Origin of the sequence: Fodinibius sp. SL11, from assembly GCF_052060035.1 — a bacterium.
GTDB lineage: Bacteria > Bacteroidota > Rhodothermia > Balneolales > Balneolaceae > Fodinibius.
The window spans coordinates 384039-401913 of the sequence record NZ_JBPOEA010000002.1 but is presented as its reverse complement, the minus strand read 5'-3'; the positions used below and the strand labels follow the sequence as shown (position 1 = coordinate 401913).

At 40.9% G+C, this 17875-nt stretch carries 16 protein-coding genes; all 16 read right to left on the bottom strand.

All coding sequences use genetic code 11. The annotated features are described in order from the left end of the window. Window positions 1-70: 70 nt before the first annotated feature. The gene (gene folE2 / locus ACQ76V_RS04940) at window positions 71-970 is read right to left on the bottom strand and encodes a GTP cyclohydrolase FolE2 (RefSeq protein WP_440999365.1); all 900 of its coding nucleotides are present in this window, start codon (window positions 968-970) and stop codon (window positions 71-73) included. A 23-nt stretch (window positions 971-993) separates the two neighbouring features. Next, window positions 994-1446: a 6-pyruvoyl trahydropterin synthase family protein gene (locus ACQ76V_RS04935; protein WP_440999364.1), complete on the bottom strand. Its 453-nt coding sequence runs from the start codon at window positions 1444-1446 to the stop codon at window positions 994-996. Between the two features lie 152 nt (window positions 1447-1598). Further along, window positions 1599-2678 carry an ACR3 family arsenite efflux transporter gene (arsB, locus tag ACQ76V_RS04930; protein ID WP_440999363.1) on the bottom strand — a complete coding sequence of 360 codons (1080 nt, stop codon included), beginning with the start codon at window positions 2676-2678 and terminating at the stop codon, window positions 1599-1601. 148 nt (window positions 2679-2826) lie between these two features. Then, on the bottom strand, window positions 2827-3423 hold the full coding sequence (locus ACQ76V_RS04925; protein WP_440999362.1) for a protein-tyrosine-phosphatase: 597 nt from the start codon (window positions 3421-3423) through the stop codon (window positions 2827-2829). Between the two features lie 60 nt (window positions 3424-3483). After that, the gene (locus tag ACQ76V_RS04920) at window positions 3484-4389 is read right to left on the bottom strand and encodes an arsenite methyltransferase (RefSeq protein ID WP_440999361.1); all 906 of its coding nucleotides are present in this window, start codon (window positions 4387-4389) and stop codon (window positions 3484-3486) included. A 1-nt stretch (window position 4390) separates the two neighbouring features. After that, the gene (locus ACQ76V_RS04915; RefSeq protein WP_440999360.1) at window positions 4391-4726 is read right to left on the bottom strand and encodes an ArsR/SmtB family transcription factor; all 336 of its coding nucleotides are present in this window, start codon (window positions 4724-4726) and stop codon (window positions 4391-4393) included. Between the two features lie 160 nt (window positions 4727-4886). Beyond that, window positions 4887-7787, bottom strand: coding sequence for a TonB-dependent receptor domain-containing protein (locus ACQ76V_RS04910; protein WP_440999359.1), 2901 nt, complete (start codon window positions 7785-7787; stop codon window positions 4887-4889). A gap of 104 nt (window positions 7788-7891) precedes the next feature. Next, complete coding sequence (locus tag ACQ76V_RS04905) at window positions 7892-9421, bottom strand: hypothetical protein (protein ID WP_440999358.1); 1530 nt, start codon at window positions 9419-9421, stop codon at window positions 7892-7894. 408 nt (window positions 9422-9829) lie between these two features. After that, a complete protein-coding gene (gene ftsH / locus ACQ76V_RS04900) occupies window positions 9830-11884 on the bottom strand; it encodes an ATP-dependent zinc metalloprotease FtsH (RefSeq protein ID WP_440999357.1) in 2055 nt (684 codons plus the stop codon). A 167-nt stretch (window positions 11885-12051) separates the two neighbouring features. After that, the gene (gene thiL, locus ACQ76V_RS04895) at window positions 12052-13092 is read right to left on the bottom strand and encodes a thiamine-phosphate kinase (RefSeq protein WP_440999356.1); all 1041 of its coding nucleotides are present in this window, start codon (window positions 13090-13092) and stop codon (window positions 12052-12054) included. Window positions 13093-13166: 74 nt separating this feature from the next. Continuing rightward, entirely contained in the window at window positions 13167-13613 is a 447-nt protein-coding gene (locus tag ACQ76V_RS04890) for an ExbD/TolR family protein (protein WP_440999355.1), read from the bottom strand. A 13-nt stretch (window positions 13614-13626) separates the two neighbouring features. Next, a complete protein-coding gene (locus tag ACQ76V_RS04885) occupies window positions 13627-14169 on the bottom strand; it encodes a biopolymer transporter ExbD (RefSeq protein WP_440999354.1) in 543 nt (180 codons plus the stop codon). A gap of 20 nt (window positions 14170-14189) precedes the next feature. Continuing rightward, window positions 14190-14459, bottom strand: a complete 270-nt coding sequence (locus tag ACQ76V_RS04880) for a hypothetical protein (RefSeq protein WP_440999353.1) — start codon at window positions 14457-14459, stop codon at window positions 14190-14192. A gap of 51 nt (window positions 14460-14510) precedes the next feature. Continuing rightward, window positions 14511-15224 carry a MotA/TolQ/ExbB proton channel family protein gene (locus tag ACQ76V_RS04875; RefSeq protein ID WP_440999352.1) on the bottom strand — a complete coding sequence of 238 codons (714 nt, stop codon included), beginning with the start codon at window positions 15222-15224 and terminating at the stop codon, window positions 14511-14513. A gap of 154 nt (window positions 15225-15378) precedes the next feature. After that, window positions 15379-17376, bottom strand: coding sequence for a cytochrome c biogenesis protein CcdA (locus tag ACQ76V_RS04870; RefSeq protein ID WP_440999351.1), 1998 nt, complete (start codon window positions 17374-17376; stop codon window positions 15379-15381). Between the two features lie 34 nt (window positions 17377-17410). Next, window positions 17411-17869, bottom strand: coding sequence for a 50S ribosomal protein L9 (gene rplI, locus ACQ76V_RS04865; protein WP_440999350.1), 459 nt, complete (start codon window positions 17867-17869; stop codon window positions 17411-17413). Window positions 17870-17875 lie beyond the last annotated feature (6 nt).

Genomic DNA, 17875 nt, shown 5'->3' with positions numbered 1-17875 from the left:
TCATAATCTCATAAAAAAAGCCCTGAACCTTTAAAAGTTCAGGGCTTTTTTATTATAAGTTACTTAAAGTCTATCGTAATCCATTTTTAACGCCTTTACAAATTCTGCTTACCGCATCATGGCTGTGCAAACTTTCCATATGCGTGCAACGGATTACAAAATCATGGATACGTTCTTCCTCATGTAACTGCTCATATAATAGTCGCGCCGCATCCTCTACAAATTTCTGATACGCACCATTCATCTCGGCAAACGCTTGCTCATCTTCTCTTTTAACCATAACCTGGGTTTCGGTCATAAGCGCTTCCTGGCAATGGGTTACCAAATCCTCTATAAAAATTTCTTCGTTCAGCTCCACTGTTAAGTTGGCAATACTACGCTGACTATGCGGAATACTGGCTACTTCTCTTGTTTCACGAGCATGTTCACTTAGTTCGTAAGAACACGGGCACGCACTGCTGTATTCAAAATCCAGATGCATAAACTTGCGAAAATGTCCATTCGCATCCATCGTACCCTCAATAGAAACCGTATAATATTGATATCCTTCTAAGCCCGACCGCAAACTTTCTTGCATGATAGGATAATTAAAAGAAAGCCGCAGATAAGCAGTCTTTGTATCGAGATCTTGGCGATAGGTATCCAATATCTCTTCCAGCTTATCGGGATGAAAAACGTCATCCTTAAAATCATAAAACGATCGCATAATGCGACTCATGTTGATACCCTTCTTACCGGCTTCCAATCCCACATACCCATCTACAGAAGTTTCGAGCGTCAGCAGTTCTCCATCGGGACGAGGATATTTTAGCGGCATTTTAAAACCTGAAATCCCCACTTGTTGGATGGGTACGTCAGCACCTTCAATCAACGAAGCCGGCCCATTTTGCAAATCGGGTAAACTGGCCTTATAGTCGTCTGAAACCGTAAATGTTGGATCGTAATGTCGTTTCAATTCTGTCGAAATCATGCGTTAAAACTACAATTGTTAAATTACTTGATAGCAGGAACCTCTTTTTCTAAGAGATATGGACAATATTTAGCGGAATTTCGTTCGGTTTCCTGCAACTCCACCTCGTACAAAAACCCACGCCGGTTGGTTGCTTCGCGAATGGGTTCTTCGAGCTCTTGGAAAAACACTTCAACCAAATTTTCTGTTGATGGAATTATCTCATCCAAAAAAGGAACATCGAGATTTAGGTTTTTATGGTCACATTGTTCAATAATGCGTGACTCAACGATTTCCTTTAATTCAGATAAATCAATAAGATAGCCCGTTTCTTTATCCTGCTTTCCGGCAACGGTTACTTTTAGCACATAATTGTGTCCATGCCAATTTTTATGGTTGCATTTTCCAAACGTCTGTTGATTCCATTCATCAGATTTTTGGGGATTATGCAATCTATGGGCCGCATTAAAATGTGATCGTCGGGTTACAAAAACCAAAATTCACTGTTCTTTATCATTTTATATTGACCCTTCTTAACGATTCTAAAATTTACAAGGTTCCCAATTTAAAAATATCAAATAAAGTTATCTGCTAAGATTCTTTTTTTCAAACAATACTTCAAAGAGTCTCGTTGTTTAACTTTTCACAATTAATTACTCTGCTGAAAGCTGGGATCAGCTGATTTCTTGTAATATTTATCTTTGAGCCAAAATGCCACATTAACCAAACCTATCAGCGCTGGAACTTCGATTAGCGGCCCTACTACTCCGGCAAATGCCTGTCCGCTATTGAGCCCAAATACCGCAATGGCAACAGCAATAGCCAGCTCAAAATTATTACCGGCGGCTGTAAATGAAATAGAGGCATTCTTATCGTATTCGGCCCCCATCATTTTGCTCACGGCAAAGCCTATGAAAAACATCACCACAAAATAGATTAACAGCGGCACTGCAATGCGAGCAACATCCATCGGTATTTGGACGATGAGTTCTCCCTTGAGGCTAAACATTATGACGATAGTAAACAACAATGCAATAAGTGTAATCGGTGAAATGGCGGGTAAATAAGTTTTCTCGTACCATTCCTTACTTTTTAAGCGGACCAAGCCAAATCTGCTAAGCATTCCCGCCAAGAAAGGAATACCGAGATAGATGGCTACGCTTTCAGCTACGGTATATATGGAGATATCGACGATGGCTCCTTCAAAACCAAATAGTGGTGGAAGTTTGGTAATGAAAATCCAGGCATAGAAACTGTACGCAAAAACCTGGAATACACTGTTGAGCGCAACCAGTCCCGCGCCATACTCACTGCTTCCATCAGCCAAATCATTCCAAACCAGAACCATAGCAATACATCGAGCCAGACCGATGAGGATCAGCCCCACCATATACTCCGGATAATCCTGCAAAAAGATCACAGCCAAGGCAAACATCAGCACCGGACCAACAATCCAATTCAGAATTAATGAAATGCTGAGCACTTTCACATCCGTGAACACCTTGGGCAGCAGCTTATAATCCACTTTGGCCAACGGTGGATACATCATTAAAATAAGCCCAATTGCGATGGGAATGTTGGTAGACCCACTACTAAATGAATTTATAAAATCAGGTGTAGATGGAATAAAATAACCAATCGCTACTCCTATGCCCATGGCAACAAAAATCCACAGCGTTAGATAACGATCGAGAAAACTCATTTTTTTCGTAGGTGCAGATGAACTCATTTTATTCTTTTGAAAAAATTGGTTTGAAATTCAGCTATCATCCTGAACCATTTGCTGAGATTTTCTCAGTATTTCTTTCAGGTTCTTTTTCATTATAAGCTTTGAAATAAATACAGCGTAACATACTGGGCAGGTAGGAAAATGAAACTTATACATGGCACATCAGGTAGTACATTTCAGAGGCAATTTGCTTACAACGCCTATCATAGGTTTCAGCTTCTTGCGGTGTGCCATCCGACTCTTTAGGATCGATATAAGGAATTGAAAATCTTTTCTCGGCTCCTGGTACAAATGGACAGTTTTCGTCTGCATCAGTACAGGTCATAACCGCCGCAAACCTTTCCTGAGGATTAGAGGAGTCGTCAAATAGCTTTGAATAACAGATCAGCGGTTCATCTTGATCATCGAAATGCACTGCATATCTGGGATTTTCTCCACCGGGATTCTTGACCTTTAATCCTGCTCGTTGTATAGCTTCCACTGCACGCCGGTTAAAAGCTGTGGCCTCCGTACCGCCCGAATAGGTTTTGACATTATCTAAACCGAGATAATCGGCCATCACCGCCGACCAAATCTGGCAAAAATGGCTACGTCGACTGTTGTGGGTACAGATGAACGTAAGCTTTGCCTCATCTTTTTCCCTGATATAATCAGCAATATTAGTTAGCTGCACTTTACGGCTTTCTACAATTTCTGCTGCTTGGCCTTTAACATTTTGGATGTATGATTTTAGTTTGGAATACATATATAGGGATTAGTACATGTTACGCAGCAGAACTAAGGAACGAAATATATGGGGACGTCCTTAGCAACATCCCGATCCCGGCTCACAAACAGGTCCATCGCTAAGCATTTCAATTTTCTCATTCCTATCCTCTTCCCCGGAATCGTCGGCAGGTTTTTGAGCAAAAACCGTGATGCTGTAAATACCGGTATCACCATTTTTGAACTCTTCCATCTCATCTTCAGATAAATATTTGGCCAGAATATCGTCGGGAATAGTGATAGTTTTTTCTTTTTGAATAGTAATATTCTCAAAACCCAACTCTTTAATATGGCCCATATACTTCTGTTTTTGGATGGCTCCTGCCACACATCCGGCATACATTTCAGCATCTTCTCGAAGCGCTTCCGGGAGATCCCCAACTAAAACAATATCCGAAATACTAAAATGTCCGCCCGGTTTAAGCGTGCGGGAAATCTCGGAAAATACTTTGGGTTTATCCGGCACTAAATTCAGCACACAATTACTAACAATAACATCTGCGATATTATCGGATACCGGCATATCTTCAATATCCCCATAACGAAATTCTACATTATTAAAGCCTATTTTATCAGCATTCTTTCGAGCTTTAGCAATCATGGGTTCGGCAAAGTCGATACCTATTACTTTACCCTTTTCTCCCGCTTCATGGCGGGCAACAAAACAGTCATTTCCAGCACCTGATCCCAGATCAATAACCGTATCCCCTTCATCTATTTTAGCATATTGCGTGGGCAAACCGCATCCAAGACCCAGATCGGCATCTGGATTGTAGCCTTCAACCTTACTGTAATCATCAGTCATGATATTATATACCTCGTCTGAATTCTCACCCGCTCCGCAGCACGAGCTGGCATTAAAATCCAGTGACTGTTCACTAATTTGGCTATATTTTTCTTTTACTGTTTGTTTCAGTTCGTCCGCAGTTTTCTCATTGTTACTCATATCAGCAGCAGTTATCTTTAATTACAGTTGTAATATTTGTTAAAAGTGGCGTCAAAAGTGTCTCCATTTCCTCTATCCCTTCTTCATCAAGACAGTAACAAGTACGCACACCATCAATTTCTCCTTTAATAATGCCGGCCTTCTTGAGGGCTTTCAAATGTTGCGAAACGGTTGACTGAGCCAGTGGCAGTTGTTCGGTAATATCCCCACAAATGCAGGCTTCACGCTCTGCAAGCAGTTCAATAATTGCAATACGTGCAGGGTGTCCGAGTGCCTTCATAAGTTCAGCTGCCCGTTTTTGAGCAGTATCAAAAAGTTTCGCTTTGTTTATCGCCATATCCCTTAACCTTTAATCGCAAAATTACGATTAAAGGTACAATCAATAGTGTCTTTTGTCAAACAAATAATCTGTTGGAATAAAAAAGGAGGCCCCGAATCAACGGCACCTCCCTGTGATCAGCACACCTCACATCTGATATGTGAGATATTCTTAAGTATCAGAATGAATATTTAAAACCTATGCTATAGGTTCTTCCGGGGCTATAGCCCTCATAAATTTTATCTGCAGTATTATAACCATGATAAAACTCTTCTCTTCGGTCATTCAGAATATTGGAAACGTTTACGCTTAATGAATACTGACTTTGTTGACCAAAAGATTTGTTCAAATTGAAGTTGAGGTTACGAAATGGTTCGGTATAGACATCGGGGTACGTTCCGCCTCCCACTAATACCAGTGTTTTCCCTTTGAGGTTATAGAACAGACCGGCATCCATGTTTAAATCGGCATTATCATAGGTAAGGCCGGCATTGATAATATATGGTGCTTGTCCCGCCATTTGACGTTGATCATCAATATTTTGCCCCTGCTTCTCTCTATTCTTACGGGCGTTAAACTCCTCTTCGGTCATATCTATTAACGATTTCACGAGGGTTACATTTGTACTAAATCCAAAATTGGTTAATGACTCGGATAAGAAATTAAACGACTTTCGTAGCTCGAATTCTGCACCATACACTTCTCCGTTTCCAACATTTCGTGGCTGAAACTCGCTGGATGTGGCAGAAGCGCGAAGCCTAACAAGTTCGATGGGATCGTCAAATGTTTTATAGAACGTACTGAGGGATATGAGTTGATTGCCATTTAAAAAGGTTTCAAATCGAAAATCAAAGTTATTGATTCTGGTTTCGTGTAGATTCCCATCCCAACTTCCTATGGAATATAAACCACCGTTAAATATCCGGTTTGAGATTGGATCTATAATTTGAGCAAACGACATCTCCTTAAACGAAGGCCGTGCTATCGTTCTTGAGTATGAAGCCCGCACGTTCGTCTTATTAGATATATTATAGATTACATTTGCTGATGGGAAGAAGTCAAGAGCATCAAGCACTTTCTGATCGTCAAAGTTGATACCTGCTTCGGTATTGCCTTGAGCATATGAAATATCCCGGCCCGTATGACGTAATACAAAGTTTTCGACCCTGAGACCGAAGTTCGTTTTTACATTGGGAATCAGACTAAACTCATTGGATACGTAAAAAGCCGTATTTGAAGCATTAGAATTGTAGGCGTTTGGGTTGGGATCAGCATTGCCTGATTGATAATAAATGGTTCCACCATTTCCATTCCCATAAATGTGATCATCTGTTAATACTTCTGATGGATTTCCCTTCCATTCAGGCTGGGTACCAAAAAAAGAAACGTTGTAGGACAAAATTTCATAATCGCGTTGCTTATATACGTGGCTCCCTCCGAATTTTACTTTTGCAGGGTTACCAAACAATGAATAATTACCAGTGACATTCACCCGACTTACCAGATTCATTTCATCCATATATCTCCAGGTTCTGCTTGGAAATCCCCCGGCCCCAGCATTAAAGATGTAGTCACCATTAGATCTTATGGTAAAGGTAGTTCTACGTAAATCGGGATCATTCATGGTTGAAAAGGTAGGAGAAACTCTCCAATCTACCTCCCAATCCGTTTTATCAAAATAGTGTGTTCCATTCAGCAAAAAGTTTGTAATACTTCGTTCACTATATGCTAAATTGTAGGATTCGCCAATATAACCAGATTGACCAGGAGCACTTTCACTGTTATCGATTCGAAAGTTAGCAGATCTGCTTTCCCCATTTTGCAAGCGCATACCGGTAAGTTTAAATTTTGACCGGCCATTCTTATAGGCAACTCCAGCTAACCCTCCAAGCAATACGTTATTCTCTGCCACGATACCGTTTTGGGTGGTAGAACGAACCAAATCAAAGTTTTCCGCGTCCAAAGCATTTTGCCATTCTCCGTATTCAAAATTGTTATAATATTTTGTTGTATTACTGTATTTCCCGGAAATGATATATCCAAGTGTATTATCATTGCCTACCGGATATTGATCACCCAAAGTAAGCCCAACGCTGTAATCGGCGTTATTGGCTTCCTGTTTTGGTCCGAGTGTTGAATTAAAACTATTTATGAAATCATTAACTTCACTGTCAGGAGCTCCATTTAGTGGAGAAGGAATATTCTCCCCTCTTGCATTATCCGGTAATTTACGAACCCCATCATCAAATCCGAGAAAATCGGTATTACTGCCTTTATAGGTCAAATACTTACTATTAAAGTGCATATCGGGGTTATAGGTAAAACTTGTGGAAATATCCAATATTGGGCGATCCGGGAAATCGACCGTTTCAATATTTACGATCCCACCCGTGAAATCGGCCGGTAGTTCTGCAGAAGCCGTTTTGTTTATTACCATATTTTCAATCAGGTTGGATGGGAAAATATCAACCTGTAAACTATTCCGATTGGGATCCAAGCTTGGAATCTCAACTGAGTTGAGCATCGTATTAGTGTATCGATCTCCAAGGCCACGTACATACACATATTTACCGCCTTCTACCGATACGCCTGTTACTTTTTTTAATGCTTCAGCAGCATCCGAAACCCCGATTTTATCAAATTTTTCAGAAGAAATACCGTCTAACATTTTAGGGGATGTTCTCTTCATTGTCAGCATGGCGGCTTCAGAATTTCTTACTGCTCCCGCGGTAACTACTACCTCTTCCATTTCTGTAGTAGCCGTTGAAAGGGCGATATTATCCAAAACTGTAATGTCTCCGGCCTTTACTTCAATGCCTTCTACGGTTTTATTTTGGTAAGAAATATAGGATAAACGGAGATTATGTGTACCTGATCCCACTTCCAAATTAAAGGCTCCATCAACATCGGTACTTGCTCCTTGCGATGTTCCGACCACTAAAACGTTTACTCCAATGAGTGGTTCTCCACTGGAGGCATCAATAACCTTACCTCTAATGGTACCTTCCTGACTCTGACCATAACCGAGCTGGGCCAAACCAAAAAACAAGATTAAAATAATGTGTTTAGCGAATTTCATATTACTGATCACAAATTTTTTATAAGTGTTACTAACGAAGTGCTGTTTTAAAGAATGACTTGCCCTCCCAATTGAGGGCAAGTCGGAACGAAAGGGGTAATGAATTAAAGTCCGATATTTGAAAGAGTGCCTGACTGGCTGGCCCATGTCCAGCCGAAAACAGAAGCATCAGCTCCTGTACCGCTTTGGGCATCAGCTACTTCTTCAACTTCGCCAGCATCTACCAGAGATTGAGGGAAGTAATCAGCAAGTGCCGTACCGGAAGGCAGAACCGCTTCAATTGCTGTTATTGCATAGCCATTGGAATTGCTGGCATAATCTGCATAATCACTTGAGAACATGTTGTCAGCATTTCCACTCTCATCAGTGGCTAAGCCGAAGAACACAACATTACTAATAATTACGTTCGTGTTGGCATCAACATCGATTAGTTCCGAACCGTTAGTTTCTACGTAAGAAGATACATTTTTAATGGTATGTGCATTACCACTGACCGTAGCACTTGAACCTTCAGGACCATCAAGTTCCATTGTAGAACCATCAGGACTTATAGTCACAACGTTATCTACGGTTCCTTGCCAGTCTTGGTCAGTATCAAGAGCATCATCCCCGTTATTCCAAACCAATACGTTGGTTACATTGACTGTACCCCCAAACCATTCAACACCATCATCCTGGTTGGCAACAATCTCAATATTTTCGATCGTAGTTCCACGTCCAACGCCACCTAAAGAAAGACCATTGATTTCGTTACCGGCTCCAATGTTTGCTCCACCATGGCGGATCGTTACAAACCTTAAGGTACCGGAACTGTCGTCTGGATCATTTCCACCATACAAGGCAAGTGTTTCAGTAGCTGGAATACCTTCGATCTGTGCTTCTGATTTATCTCCGCTGTCATCACTATAAGATATCGGAGCATTCCCAAGTACAATTACACCACCCCAAAGACCATTTTGCGTCTCATCCAAGTTCGGGCTTCCAAAGTTGCCGTTGTCGATATCTTCAGGGGTAATTTCATCTGCTACAGAAGTAAAGATAATGGGCGCTTGGGCAGTACCATTGGCATTTAACGTCGCATCACGGGCAACCAGAAGTGCAGTAGCATTCGATCCACTTCCAGCTTCACCTTTCACTACCGCTCCACCTTCAATGGTAAGAGTGGCTCCGGGCTCCACAATTATACGTCCTCCGAGAATGTAGGTTTTGCCATCTTCCCAAGTCGTGTCTTCGGTAATGTTCTCCGTAATGCGGAATTCCTTCTGCTCTTCGCCCACATTGATAACAGCCGTAGCATTTGCCGTTAATCCATCCACGTCAGTTACCGTCAGTTCAATGGAACCAGCGCCGGATGCGTTACCCGTATAGCTAACAACAATATCACCGCTTGTAGCACCAGCTTCGGGCTCTGAAGAGATAGAAGCCTCTCCATTGGTTGTAGATATACTTGCAGATTCGTATCCAGCATCTACAGACACACTGAAAGTAACATCCACAGACTCACCCACAAGTACGCTCTGAGCTTCAGGAGCTATTGCACTGGGAGGATTAGGATCATTGCCATTATCGTCGTTACATGAAATAAATAAAGCCAACACTACTAATAGGCCAGCTGTATGTTTTAGTATCTTCATAACTTATCTATATAAGATTAGGTTTGATTTGCGGATTTGTTTGAGGTGGAGAACTTATAATGCTGAAATTAGCATTAGTTAAAATCAGTATTATCATACTATTACCTTCTCCAATGGTAGTATTTAGAAGGGATACCATCTGATATACTATTGAGGTATTAAAAAATTTCTTAGTAATAAGATGGGACAAGTTCATTCTAAGTATGCTGATTTAGTTTAAAGGAGTATCCTCAATTTGTTACATCAAGAATAGCATACTTAGATTGCATAACTGTTATGCCACAGTTATGGCTCTGTTATTCTAATTTTAAGAGAATGTTAACAAGTGGGTTTTGAGTAAGTGAAGATAGGTTTTACCCTTCCCACCCATTATGCAATGTGCTATGAAGAAAGTTATAAAGGCGATCTTTAATTAGGATCTGATGAGGAAGGGTCTTCTTCTATGGTTTGTTCCATTTCTTCCTCAAAACTTTTCTCGTTCGATCCATTTGACTTTTTGGACGGCACCTCATTTCTGAAGATACCCTCAGGATATTTTCCCTCGGGATGATCTCCAAGCAATTCTTTTAAATCATTATGATCAAGCACTTCTTTATCGAGCAGAGTTTCAGCCATTTGCTCAAGTTTTTCTTTATGCTCGGTAATCAACGCTTTAGTGCGCTCATAATTTTGCTTTATAATTGATTTTACGGCTTCATCAATCCGCTCAGCCGTATGTTCAGAATATTTTTTGTTGAATCCATAACTGTTTTCGGGATTTTGAGAATCTTTAAGAGATAAATATCCTAACTCTTCGCTCATGCCGTATTCGGCGACCATGGCAAAGGCCATATTCGTAATACGCTCAAGATCATTTTGTGCACCGGTAGAGATGCGTCCAAATATAATTTCTTCGGCAACACGTCCGCCCAAGAGTGCGCAAATCTTATCATTGAGCTCTTCAGTCGTCATCAAAAAACGATCCTCAAGCGGGGTTTGAAGGGTATATCCCAAAGCTGCCAGTCCACGGGGTACAATGCTCACTTTAAGTACTGGATCGGTATGTTCAAGATACCATCCCACAATGGCATGCCCCGACTCGTGATAGGCTACAATCTCTCGCTCTTTGGGGCTAATAAGTTTATTCTTCTTTTCGAGTCCGGCAATAACACGCTCAATAGAATCCTGGAAATCCTCCATCTCTACAGCATCTTTTTCACGACGTGCCGCCATCAAGGCTGCTTCGTTACAAAGATTAGCTAACTCAGCTCCGGCAAAACCGGGAGTCTGTGAAGCCAGCAATTTGAGATCAATATCATCGGCAAGCTTTAATTTACGTGTGTGAACTTTAAGAACTTCCACACGACCACGCAGGTCGGGTTTATCTATAAGGATTTGCCGATCAAAACGACCGGGTCGCAATAAGGCAGAATCAAGCACATCAGGACGATTGGTAGCAGCCATGATGATTACCCCTTTATCAGTATTAAAGCCATCCATTTCGCTGAGTAACTGATTGAGCGTATTCTCACGCTCGTCATTTGATCCCATCTGCATACCTTTACCGCGACTGCGACCAATGGCATCAATCTCATCAATAAAAATGATGCACGGTGCTTTTTCTTTAGCCTGCTTAAACAAATCACGAACGCGAGCGGCTCCTACCCCAACGAACATTTCTACAAAATCCGATCCGCTTAAACTGAAAAAGGGTACATCAGCTTCTCCGGCGGTAGCTTTGGCCAACAGTGTTTTACCGGTACCCGGAGGGCCAACTAATAATACGCCTTTAGGAAGTGTTCCGCCCAGTTTGGTAAACTTTTGGGGATTTTGAAGAAATTCGACAACCTCTTCCACTTCGGCTTTGGCCTCTTCAAGACCGGCAACATCTTTAAAGGATACTTGATTCTCTGCCTGTTTATCATATAAGGAAGCCTTGTTCTTGCCAATACTTAAAACCTGCTGTCCGGGATTCATTCTTCTAAAAATGTAGATCCAGAAAATAATGGCTAATCCAATCGGTAACAGCCAAATAAGAATCCCGCTAAACCAATCCTCTTCAATTTGGACATCGTAAGCTACATCATTTGCATCCAACACCGGGCGAATCTCATCCCCCTCAAGCATAATACTTGTAAAACGATTTCCCTGAGAAGTAGATGAAAGCGTCCATTGGTTTTCATCTTCTGCATTCGGCGTTATGATTCCATCCTTAACTGCTTTTTCAGTGTACTTACCATTTATATAAGCACCATTTTTAATAGTAATCTCTTCTACATATCCTTTTTCCACGTATTCCAGGAAGGTACTATACTTTATTTTATTCCCGGCATCAGGGTTCATAAAGTAAAACTGTATTCCAAGCAGTACTAACAACAAAACTGCATAGATCCAAATGGGAAATTTGGGAGCATTATCCGTTCCTTTTAACGGATTCTTTGAGTCTCCCTTTTTATCTTTTGGTTGTTTTTTATTCTCAGACATGTATCAATACTCAATTATTCATTCAAACAGTAGTACAATATACGGCAAATATTCCTGCTCTGCGTATTTGCTTCGTTATTAATTAGTTAATCATAATAATTAAATAAAAAACAAAAGCCGACCATCTAAAACGGTCGGCTCTAATAGTTATTGGATAATAATTTTCATTATTGATCTTCTTCGGGATCCTCAAAAAAGATCATATCGCCCTCGGCCTGCTGCATTTTAACACCTTCATCTCGTTCAGTTATTTTCCCAATGACTGAAAAGTCAGAAAATTCATCGGTTAATGTCTCTACATCCTTTTCAGGCAAGGTAAACATCAACTCAAAATCCTCTCCTCCATATAGAGCATACTTGTCCACGTCTTCTTTCATTTCATCGGCTACATGACGTGTTTTCAAAGAAATTGGGATCGTTGCCCCATAAATATGAGCTCCGACTCCGGATGCATTTGCCAAATTTTTTAACTCAGATACTAATCCTTGGGTTATATCAATCATTGATGATGGCACAATATCTAACTCATCAATCTTTTGGATAAAATCTTTCCGACCGATGGGAACTAACTGTCGTTTTACAACATATTCATATTCATCTAAATCAGGTTGAAAAGCCTGCTCAGCCCCCTCTTGTTCCCAATACTCTTTTTCTCTCATCAAAATACGCAATCCGGCAATAGCTCCCCCTAAATCACCTGTTACACAAATGGCATCATCCTTATGAGCACCTTTGCGATAGGTTATTTTTTCTCTGGCTACCTTTCCATAACAACTGATACTTGCACTCAATATTTGATGTGAGGCTGTCAAGTCGCCCCCAACAATTTGGAATTCAAAATCTTTAGAAGCCGCTTCTACCCCCTTATAGATTTCTTTCAGCATATCAACTGAAATTTTATTAGGCACTGCTAAATTCACTAAAACCACTTCAGGATTTCCATTCATGGCATAAACATCGCTGACAGCAGCAACTGCTATTTTATAACCCAGATGGTGAAGGGGGAAATAAGTAAGATCAAAATCAACTCCCTCCATAAATGTCTCAGAAGTCAATAGTTGAAGATCATCACCATCTTGTAATACTGCTGTGTCGTCACCATAACTTTGAAGTACTGACGGCTTCTCAAAGGTTGCATGTTCCATCAGCTCCTCAACAAGTTGAGAACGACCAATGGATTGAATTGAACGAAAAGAATCTTTATCCATAATATTTATATAAACAAAAAAGGCAGGTACACAGAGTGCACTTGCCTTTTTTAACAAAAGTTAGATTAGTAAAATTACATTTCTTGCTTGGTAGAATAATTAATGCGAAGTGTACCTGCCTCCCTGAGTTCTTGCTGAATATCTGTTACGATACCAAACTCAGTTTCATCGTGTACTCTTAATGACACAATAAGACGTGGTTCTTCTTTCAACTTGTCATACATGAGCTGTTGAACAGCACCAACATCATCGATAATAGCATCATCGATCTGGATTTTGGTATTACCTACTCGATTACCCTGAAGTTTTTCAGGACCAACATAGATGTAACTAACAAGTCGTTTTTGTTCTATCTTCTCGATATTTTCTGCACGCGTATAATTAACTTGAACCTGCAAAGTAACTTCGCGCAGTACTGTTGTCACCATAAAAAAGATGAGCAACATAAAAATAATGTCTGGCATAGCCGTCAATGAAATTGTTGGATCTGACTTTGCAGACTTTTTTTCAAAATGTCCCATAAGTTAAACTATTTTATTGGTTGGGCTCTGCGATTGAAATTTTCTTCGGATACATATCCTGAATAGCTTGTTTCTGCTCACTATTATCCCCTAACTGGCCATAGTTTCTCCCAAACTTTGCCTGTGCGGCTTGGTTACGTAATTCGGCATAAGCCCCCATCACCTCATCAAGCATATCTATGTAAACATTATAGGGAGTAGCTCTGTCTGTTTTAATAGAGACAATAGCTTGATCCGGTGAATCAGATAATTCAGGATTTTCGCCCCGATTTGTTATAAAATCCTTCACCTTTTGTTTAACCTGGCTAACAGGTGTTGGCTCTTCATCCATTAGTACCATACCCTGTGAGTTCACCAAGATATTTAAAAGGTTACGCTCTTTAATGGGCGGAGGTTCTTGATTTTCCTCAGGAGCGGGCGGAAGTTGAAGTCCAATGCCGGTATCCACATCAATCGTTGTCACAAGTAAGAAGAAGATAAGCAGTAAGAAGGCGATATCGGCCATTCCCGCACCGCCTATTTCTGGATCTTCTCGCTCTTTTTTATCGTCAAACATCGCTTAGCTATTTATAGATATTATAAATTAAATGTGGTTCGCATACCGGTAAGGGCAATAAGCAGTATCATTGCTCCCATCATAAACAACATGGTTCCAATAGCAGCTTCTGTTACCGTACCGGCAATACCGTAAGCAATACCAAACACAACGAAAGGCACAAGCATGGTGATAATCTTCTTAACATCCTGCTTTCCCTTCATGACACTTCTGATACCGGAAACAATCATTCCCAGTACTCCAAGTCCAATTAAACCGAGGCCTAATCCTAATGCTATATTTACAATCATAATATTATACCGTTATTAAAATAGGGTGAAAATGTTGAGTTTTCCGGATGCTTATTCTGAATCTCCAGAAGTATCAACAATTTGCTCACCTTCTTTGAGCATTACAATAGAGTCGATCAATGTAATTGAACTCTCCTCCATTTCTGAAATAAGTCGATCAATTTTAGAAACACAGTAGTTGTATCCTACCTGAAGGATAATACCTGCAAGAAGACCTGCAGCTGTGGTCAAAAGTGCCACCTTAATACCACCAGCAACAAGCGTGGGTGAAATATCACCGGCCTGTTCAATGGCATCAAATGCCTGAATCATACCTACAACAGTACCGAGGAAACCAAGCATTGGGGCAATGGCAATAAATAACGATAGCCATACCAGTCCCCGTTCAAGGAAACTCATCTCAATTGAACCATATGATGATATGGCTTTTTCTGCTGCTTCAACGCCTTCATCAACACGCATTAATCCAGCTTGAAAAACAGAAGCCACCGGACCTCTTGTTTCTGCACAAAGTTCTTTAGCAGCGGGAACGCCACCTTCTTGAAGAGCCTCTTGCACGTCAACAATAAACTTACGCGTGTCAATATCAGCTAAGTTAAGTGTAATAATTCGCTCCAGGAAGATAGCTAACCCAAGAATAAGGGCAACAAGGACCGGCCACATAAACCCACCCTCATTACCTTCGTTAAATTTTTCTACGAGAACATTAAAAAATCCTTGGTCTACTCCTGCTTGAAGGAAAAAGAGAGCTATAGACGATGTCATACGATTACTCCGATTAAATTATATTTATTATCAGTTAGTAAGGGCTTATAAAGATGCAAAATTATAGATCATTTTGACTAAAATGTCAAAGGCTGAGTGCTACATTTTTTAATTAAATAGTATTTAAAAACTATTTACCGAAATGAAGCCCCAATCAAAGATTACCAACCCTAAAATTGTCATTTGATTGTTCAAACCGTTGAAGTCCTGAATCTAAAAATTGGCGGAACTTTTCTTTATTGGCATATCCCACAAGCTGATCCATTATTTTTTCACTTTCCGGATCAACAATTACATAAGTAGGTAATGCCACTGTTCCGGTCAACTCAAATTGAAACTTTTGATTTGCCGGCCCGTCAGAACCGTCATCAGTATATAAACGCACTTGCTGCATTTTTGCAAATCGTTTTTGAACCTCCGCGAGTGGGAAAACATTCGTTTCCATAGCACGACAGTTTGTACAAGTATAGCCTGTAAAGTCTATAAATAGAGGTTTGTTTTCCTTTTGAGCTATCTCACGGGCCTTATTATAGTTGTTGGACCAATTTTCAGCTTCTCCTGATTTTAGAGCCCCCCCTCCCTGCTGTGCGAGCGAGCGGACAACACTTACATCAGTAGCTTGTTTCGGGGGGAGCCAAGAGTCCCAAATTCCAAGCGATGCTCCCATTAATCCAGGAATCAAATAAAAACTAAATAAGATAAATGGCATAGCCAGCATTAGTCGACCAGTACCAATCTGCTGGGGCTTGGTATCATCATTAATAGAGTATACGCCCAATAGATATAAACCGGCCATCAAGAAGATTGCAACCCATGTAGCGATTGCAAATGGACGGGAAATAAGTCCCCACTCCCATACAAGATCAGCGTTGGATAAAAACTTTATGGCCGCAGCCAGCTCAATAAATCCCAATAATACTTTAACAATATTCATCCAGGAACCACTTTTGGGCAAGCTTTCCAGCCATCTCGGGAATAAAGCAAATAATACAAAAGGACTGGCAAATGCAGCTGAAAAGCCTGCCATTCCTATAATAGGATAAAACCACTCACCACCTGCCGTAGCCGCCAATACCCCTCCTACAAATGGTGCCGTGCAAGAGAAAGATACAGCACTTATCGTCAAGGCCATAAACAAAATCCCAATTAGTCCAGAGCTTTCATTGCTTTTCCTATTTAGCCAATTTGTGAGTTGGTGGGGCAGTCGCAATTCAAAAGCTCCTAACAAGCTAACAGCAAATACAACCAGCACCAGCGCAATAAACAAATTCACCCATGGGTTAGCAGCAAATTTATTAGCACCCGAAGCCCCAATAAAGAGAGCAAGCAAAGCTCCTAAAATGGTGAAGGTAACTACAATAGCCAGGCCAAACCCAAAAGCTTGCCCGATTGCAGCTGTCCCCTTTCCTTCCTTCTGTTTAGAGAAGAAAGATACCGTCAAGGGAATCATTGGAAATACGCAAGGAGTCAACAAGGCAGCAAAGCCTGCAGCAAGTGCAATCCAAAGAAAAGAAAATATACCTCCGGAACTATAACCACTCGTATCAACTTGTCCTTGTTCTTCTGGCTCTGCTTCATTTTGATCAGCATTGGATGTGGTTTGAGGTTGTTCAGAACCATCGGCAACTGACTTATCAAAATTGCTGTACGGGTTTTGAGAAACCCCTTCAACTGATATGGTATGTGAAATAGATTTCGTCTTTGGCGGCAAGCAAGATTTATCATCACAAACCTGGTACAATACCTCTAATGCAATCTCCGCAGATCCTGAAATATCACTGCGCAATGCTATTGGGATCGTAAAAGTCGCTTGATTGGTATGCCATCCCAACTCTGCATTGAAGTTGGGATCCATTTCAATAGAGGGCTTGCTTTCTTGTACCTCTCCTGCAATTGCCACCTCTGAAGAAGACGAAGAAAATTGGGTGGGATAAGGGCCGGCATCAGGATCATTGGCAACTGAGTACAAGTGCCACTCCCCATCAATAGAAGCTTCTACTGTTATTTCAAAAACCTCTCCTGCCTTTACCTGCTCTGGAGCATCCACGACAGAATATGAGACTGGGTCTAACATTTGACCCTGAACAAAAAATGGGGATAACATCATAACGATGATCCCCATCACTTTCTTAATAGGTAAAGAATATTTCATTACCAGTAAATTGTGTTAAACGCTAATGTGGTATTTATTCTTTGACCACCCAAACCTTGATTTGTGCTTTAATTTCACTAATCAGGCTTATTGTTGCAGTGTACTCACCCAACGTTTTGATATCTTGATCTATTGTAATCTTACGTTTATCAATATCAATATCGCGTTCGGCTAAAGCATCGGCAACATCTTGGGTTGTTACGGAACCGTGAATACGTTCGTCTTCACCTACTTCAACAGGAATAGTTACTGATGTCGTTTCAAGGCGCGCTGCCATTTCCTGGGCACGCTCTACAGTTAGTTCAGCGCGACGCTCTGCCTGTTCTTTCATGCGCTCTACCTGCTTAAGAGCTCCATCGGTAGCCATCATAGCTTTACCCTGAGGAATCAAATAGTTTCGGCCGTAACCAGCCCGAACCTCAACGATGTCGCCAGATTCTCCGAGCTTATCAACATCTTCTCGTAAAATTAATTTCATGTACTTATTAGCCATTGGAAT

Bases quoted from the DNA above. Each gene is read 5' to 3' on its own strand.
- folE2 (WP_440999365.1), bottom strand. From the start codon at position 970: ATGATTTCGACAGAATTGAAACGACATTACGATCCAACATTTACGGTT.
- arsB (WP_440999363.1), bottom strand. From the start codon at position 2,678: ATGAGTTCATCTGCACCTACGAAAAAAATGAGTTTTCTCGATCGTTAT.
- ACQ76V_RS04925 (WP_440999362.1), bottom strand. From the start codon at position 3,423: ATGTATTCCAAACTAAAATCATACATCCAAAATGTTAAAGGCCAAGCA.
- ACQ76V_RS04920 (WP_440999361.1), bottom strand. From the start codon at position 4,389: ATGAGTAACAATGAGAAAACTGCGGACGAACTGAAACAAACAGTAAAA.
- ACQ76V_RS04915 (WP_440999360.1), bottom strand. From the start codon at position 4,726: ATGGCGATAAACAAAGCGAAACTTTTTGATACTGCTCAAAAACGGGCA.
- ACQ76V_RS04910 (WP_440999359.1), bottom strand. From the start codon at position 7,787: ATGAAATTCGCTAAACACATTATTTTAATCTTGTTTTTTGGTTTGGCC.
- ACQ76V_RS04905 (WP_440999358.1), bottom strand. From the start codon at position 9,421: ATGAAGATACTAAAACATACAGCTGGCCTATTAGTAGTGTTGGCTTTA.
- ftsH (WP_440999357.1), bottom strand. From the start codon at position 11,884: ATGTCTGAGAATAAAAAACAACCAAAAGATAAAAAGGGAGACTCAAAG.
- thiL (WP_440999356.1), bottom strand. From the start codon at position 13,092: ATGGATAAAGATTCTTTTCGTTCAATTCAATCCATTGGTCGTTCTCAA.
- ACQ76V_RS04890 (WP_440999355.1), bottom strand. From the start codon at position 13,613: ATGGGACATTTTGAAAAAAAGTCTGCAAAGTCAGATCCAACAATTTCA.
- ACQ76V_RS04885 (WP_440999354.1), bottom strand. From the start codon at position 14,169: ATGTTTGACGATAAAAAAGAGCGAGAAGATCCAGAAATAGGCGGTGCG.
- ACQ76V_RS04880 (WP_440999353.1), bottom strand. From the start codon at position 14,459: ATGATTGTAAATATAGCATTAGGATTAGGCCTCGGTTTAATTGGACTT.
- ACQ76V_RS04875 (WP_440999352.1), bottom strand. From the start codon at position 15,224: ATGACATCGTCTATAGCTCTCTTTTTCCTTCAAGCAGGAGTAGACCAA.
- ACQ76V_RS04870 (WP_440999351.1), bottom strand. From the start codon at position 17,376: ATGAAATATTCTTTACCTATTAAGAAAGTGATGGGGATCATCGTTATG.
- rplI (WP_440999350.1), bottom strand. From the start codon at position 17,869: ATGGCTAATAAGTACATGAAATTAATTTTACGAGAAGATGTTGATAAG.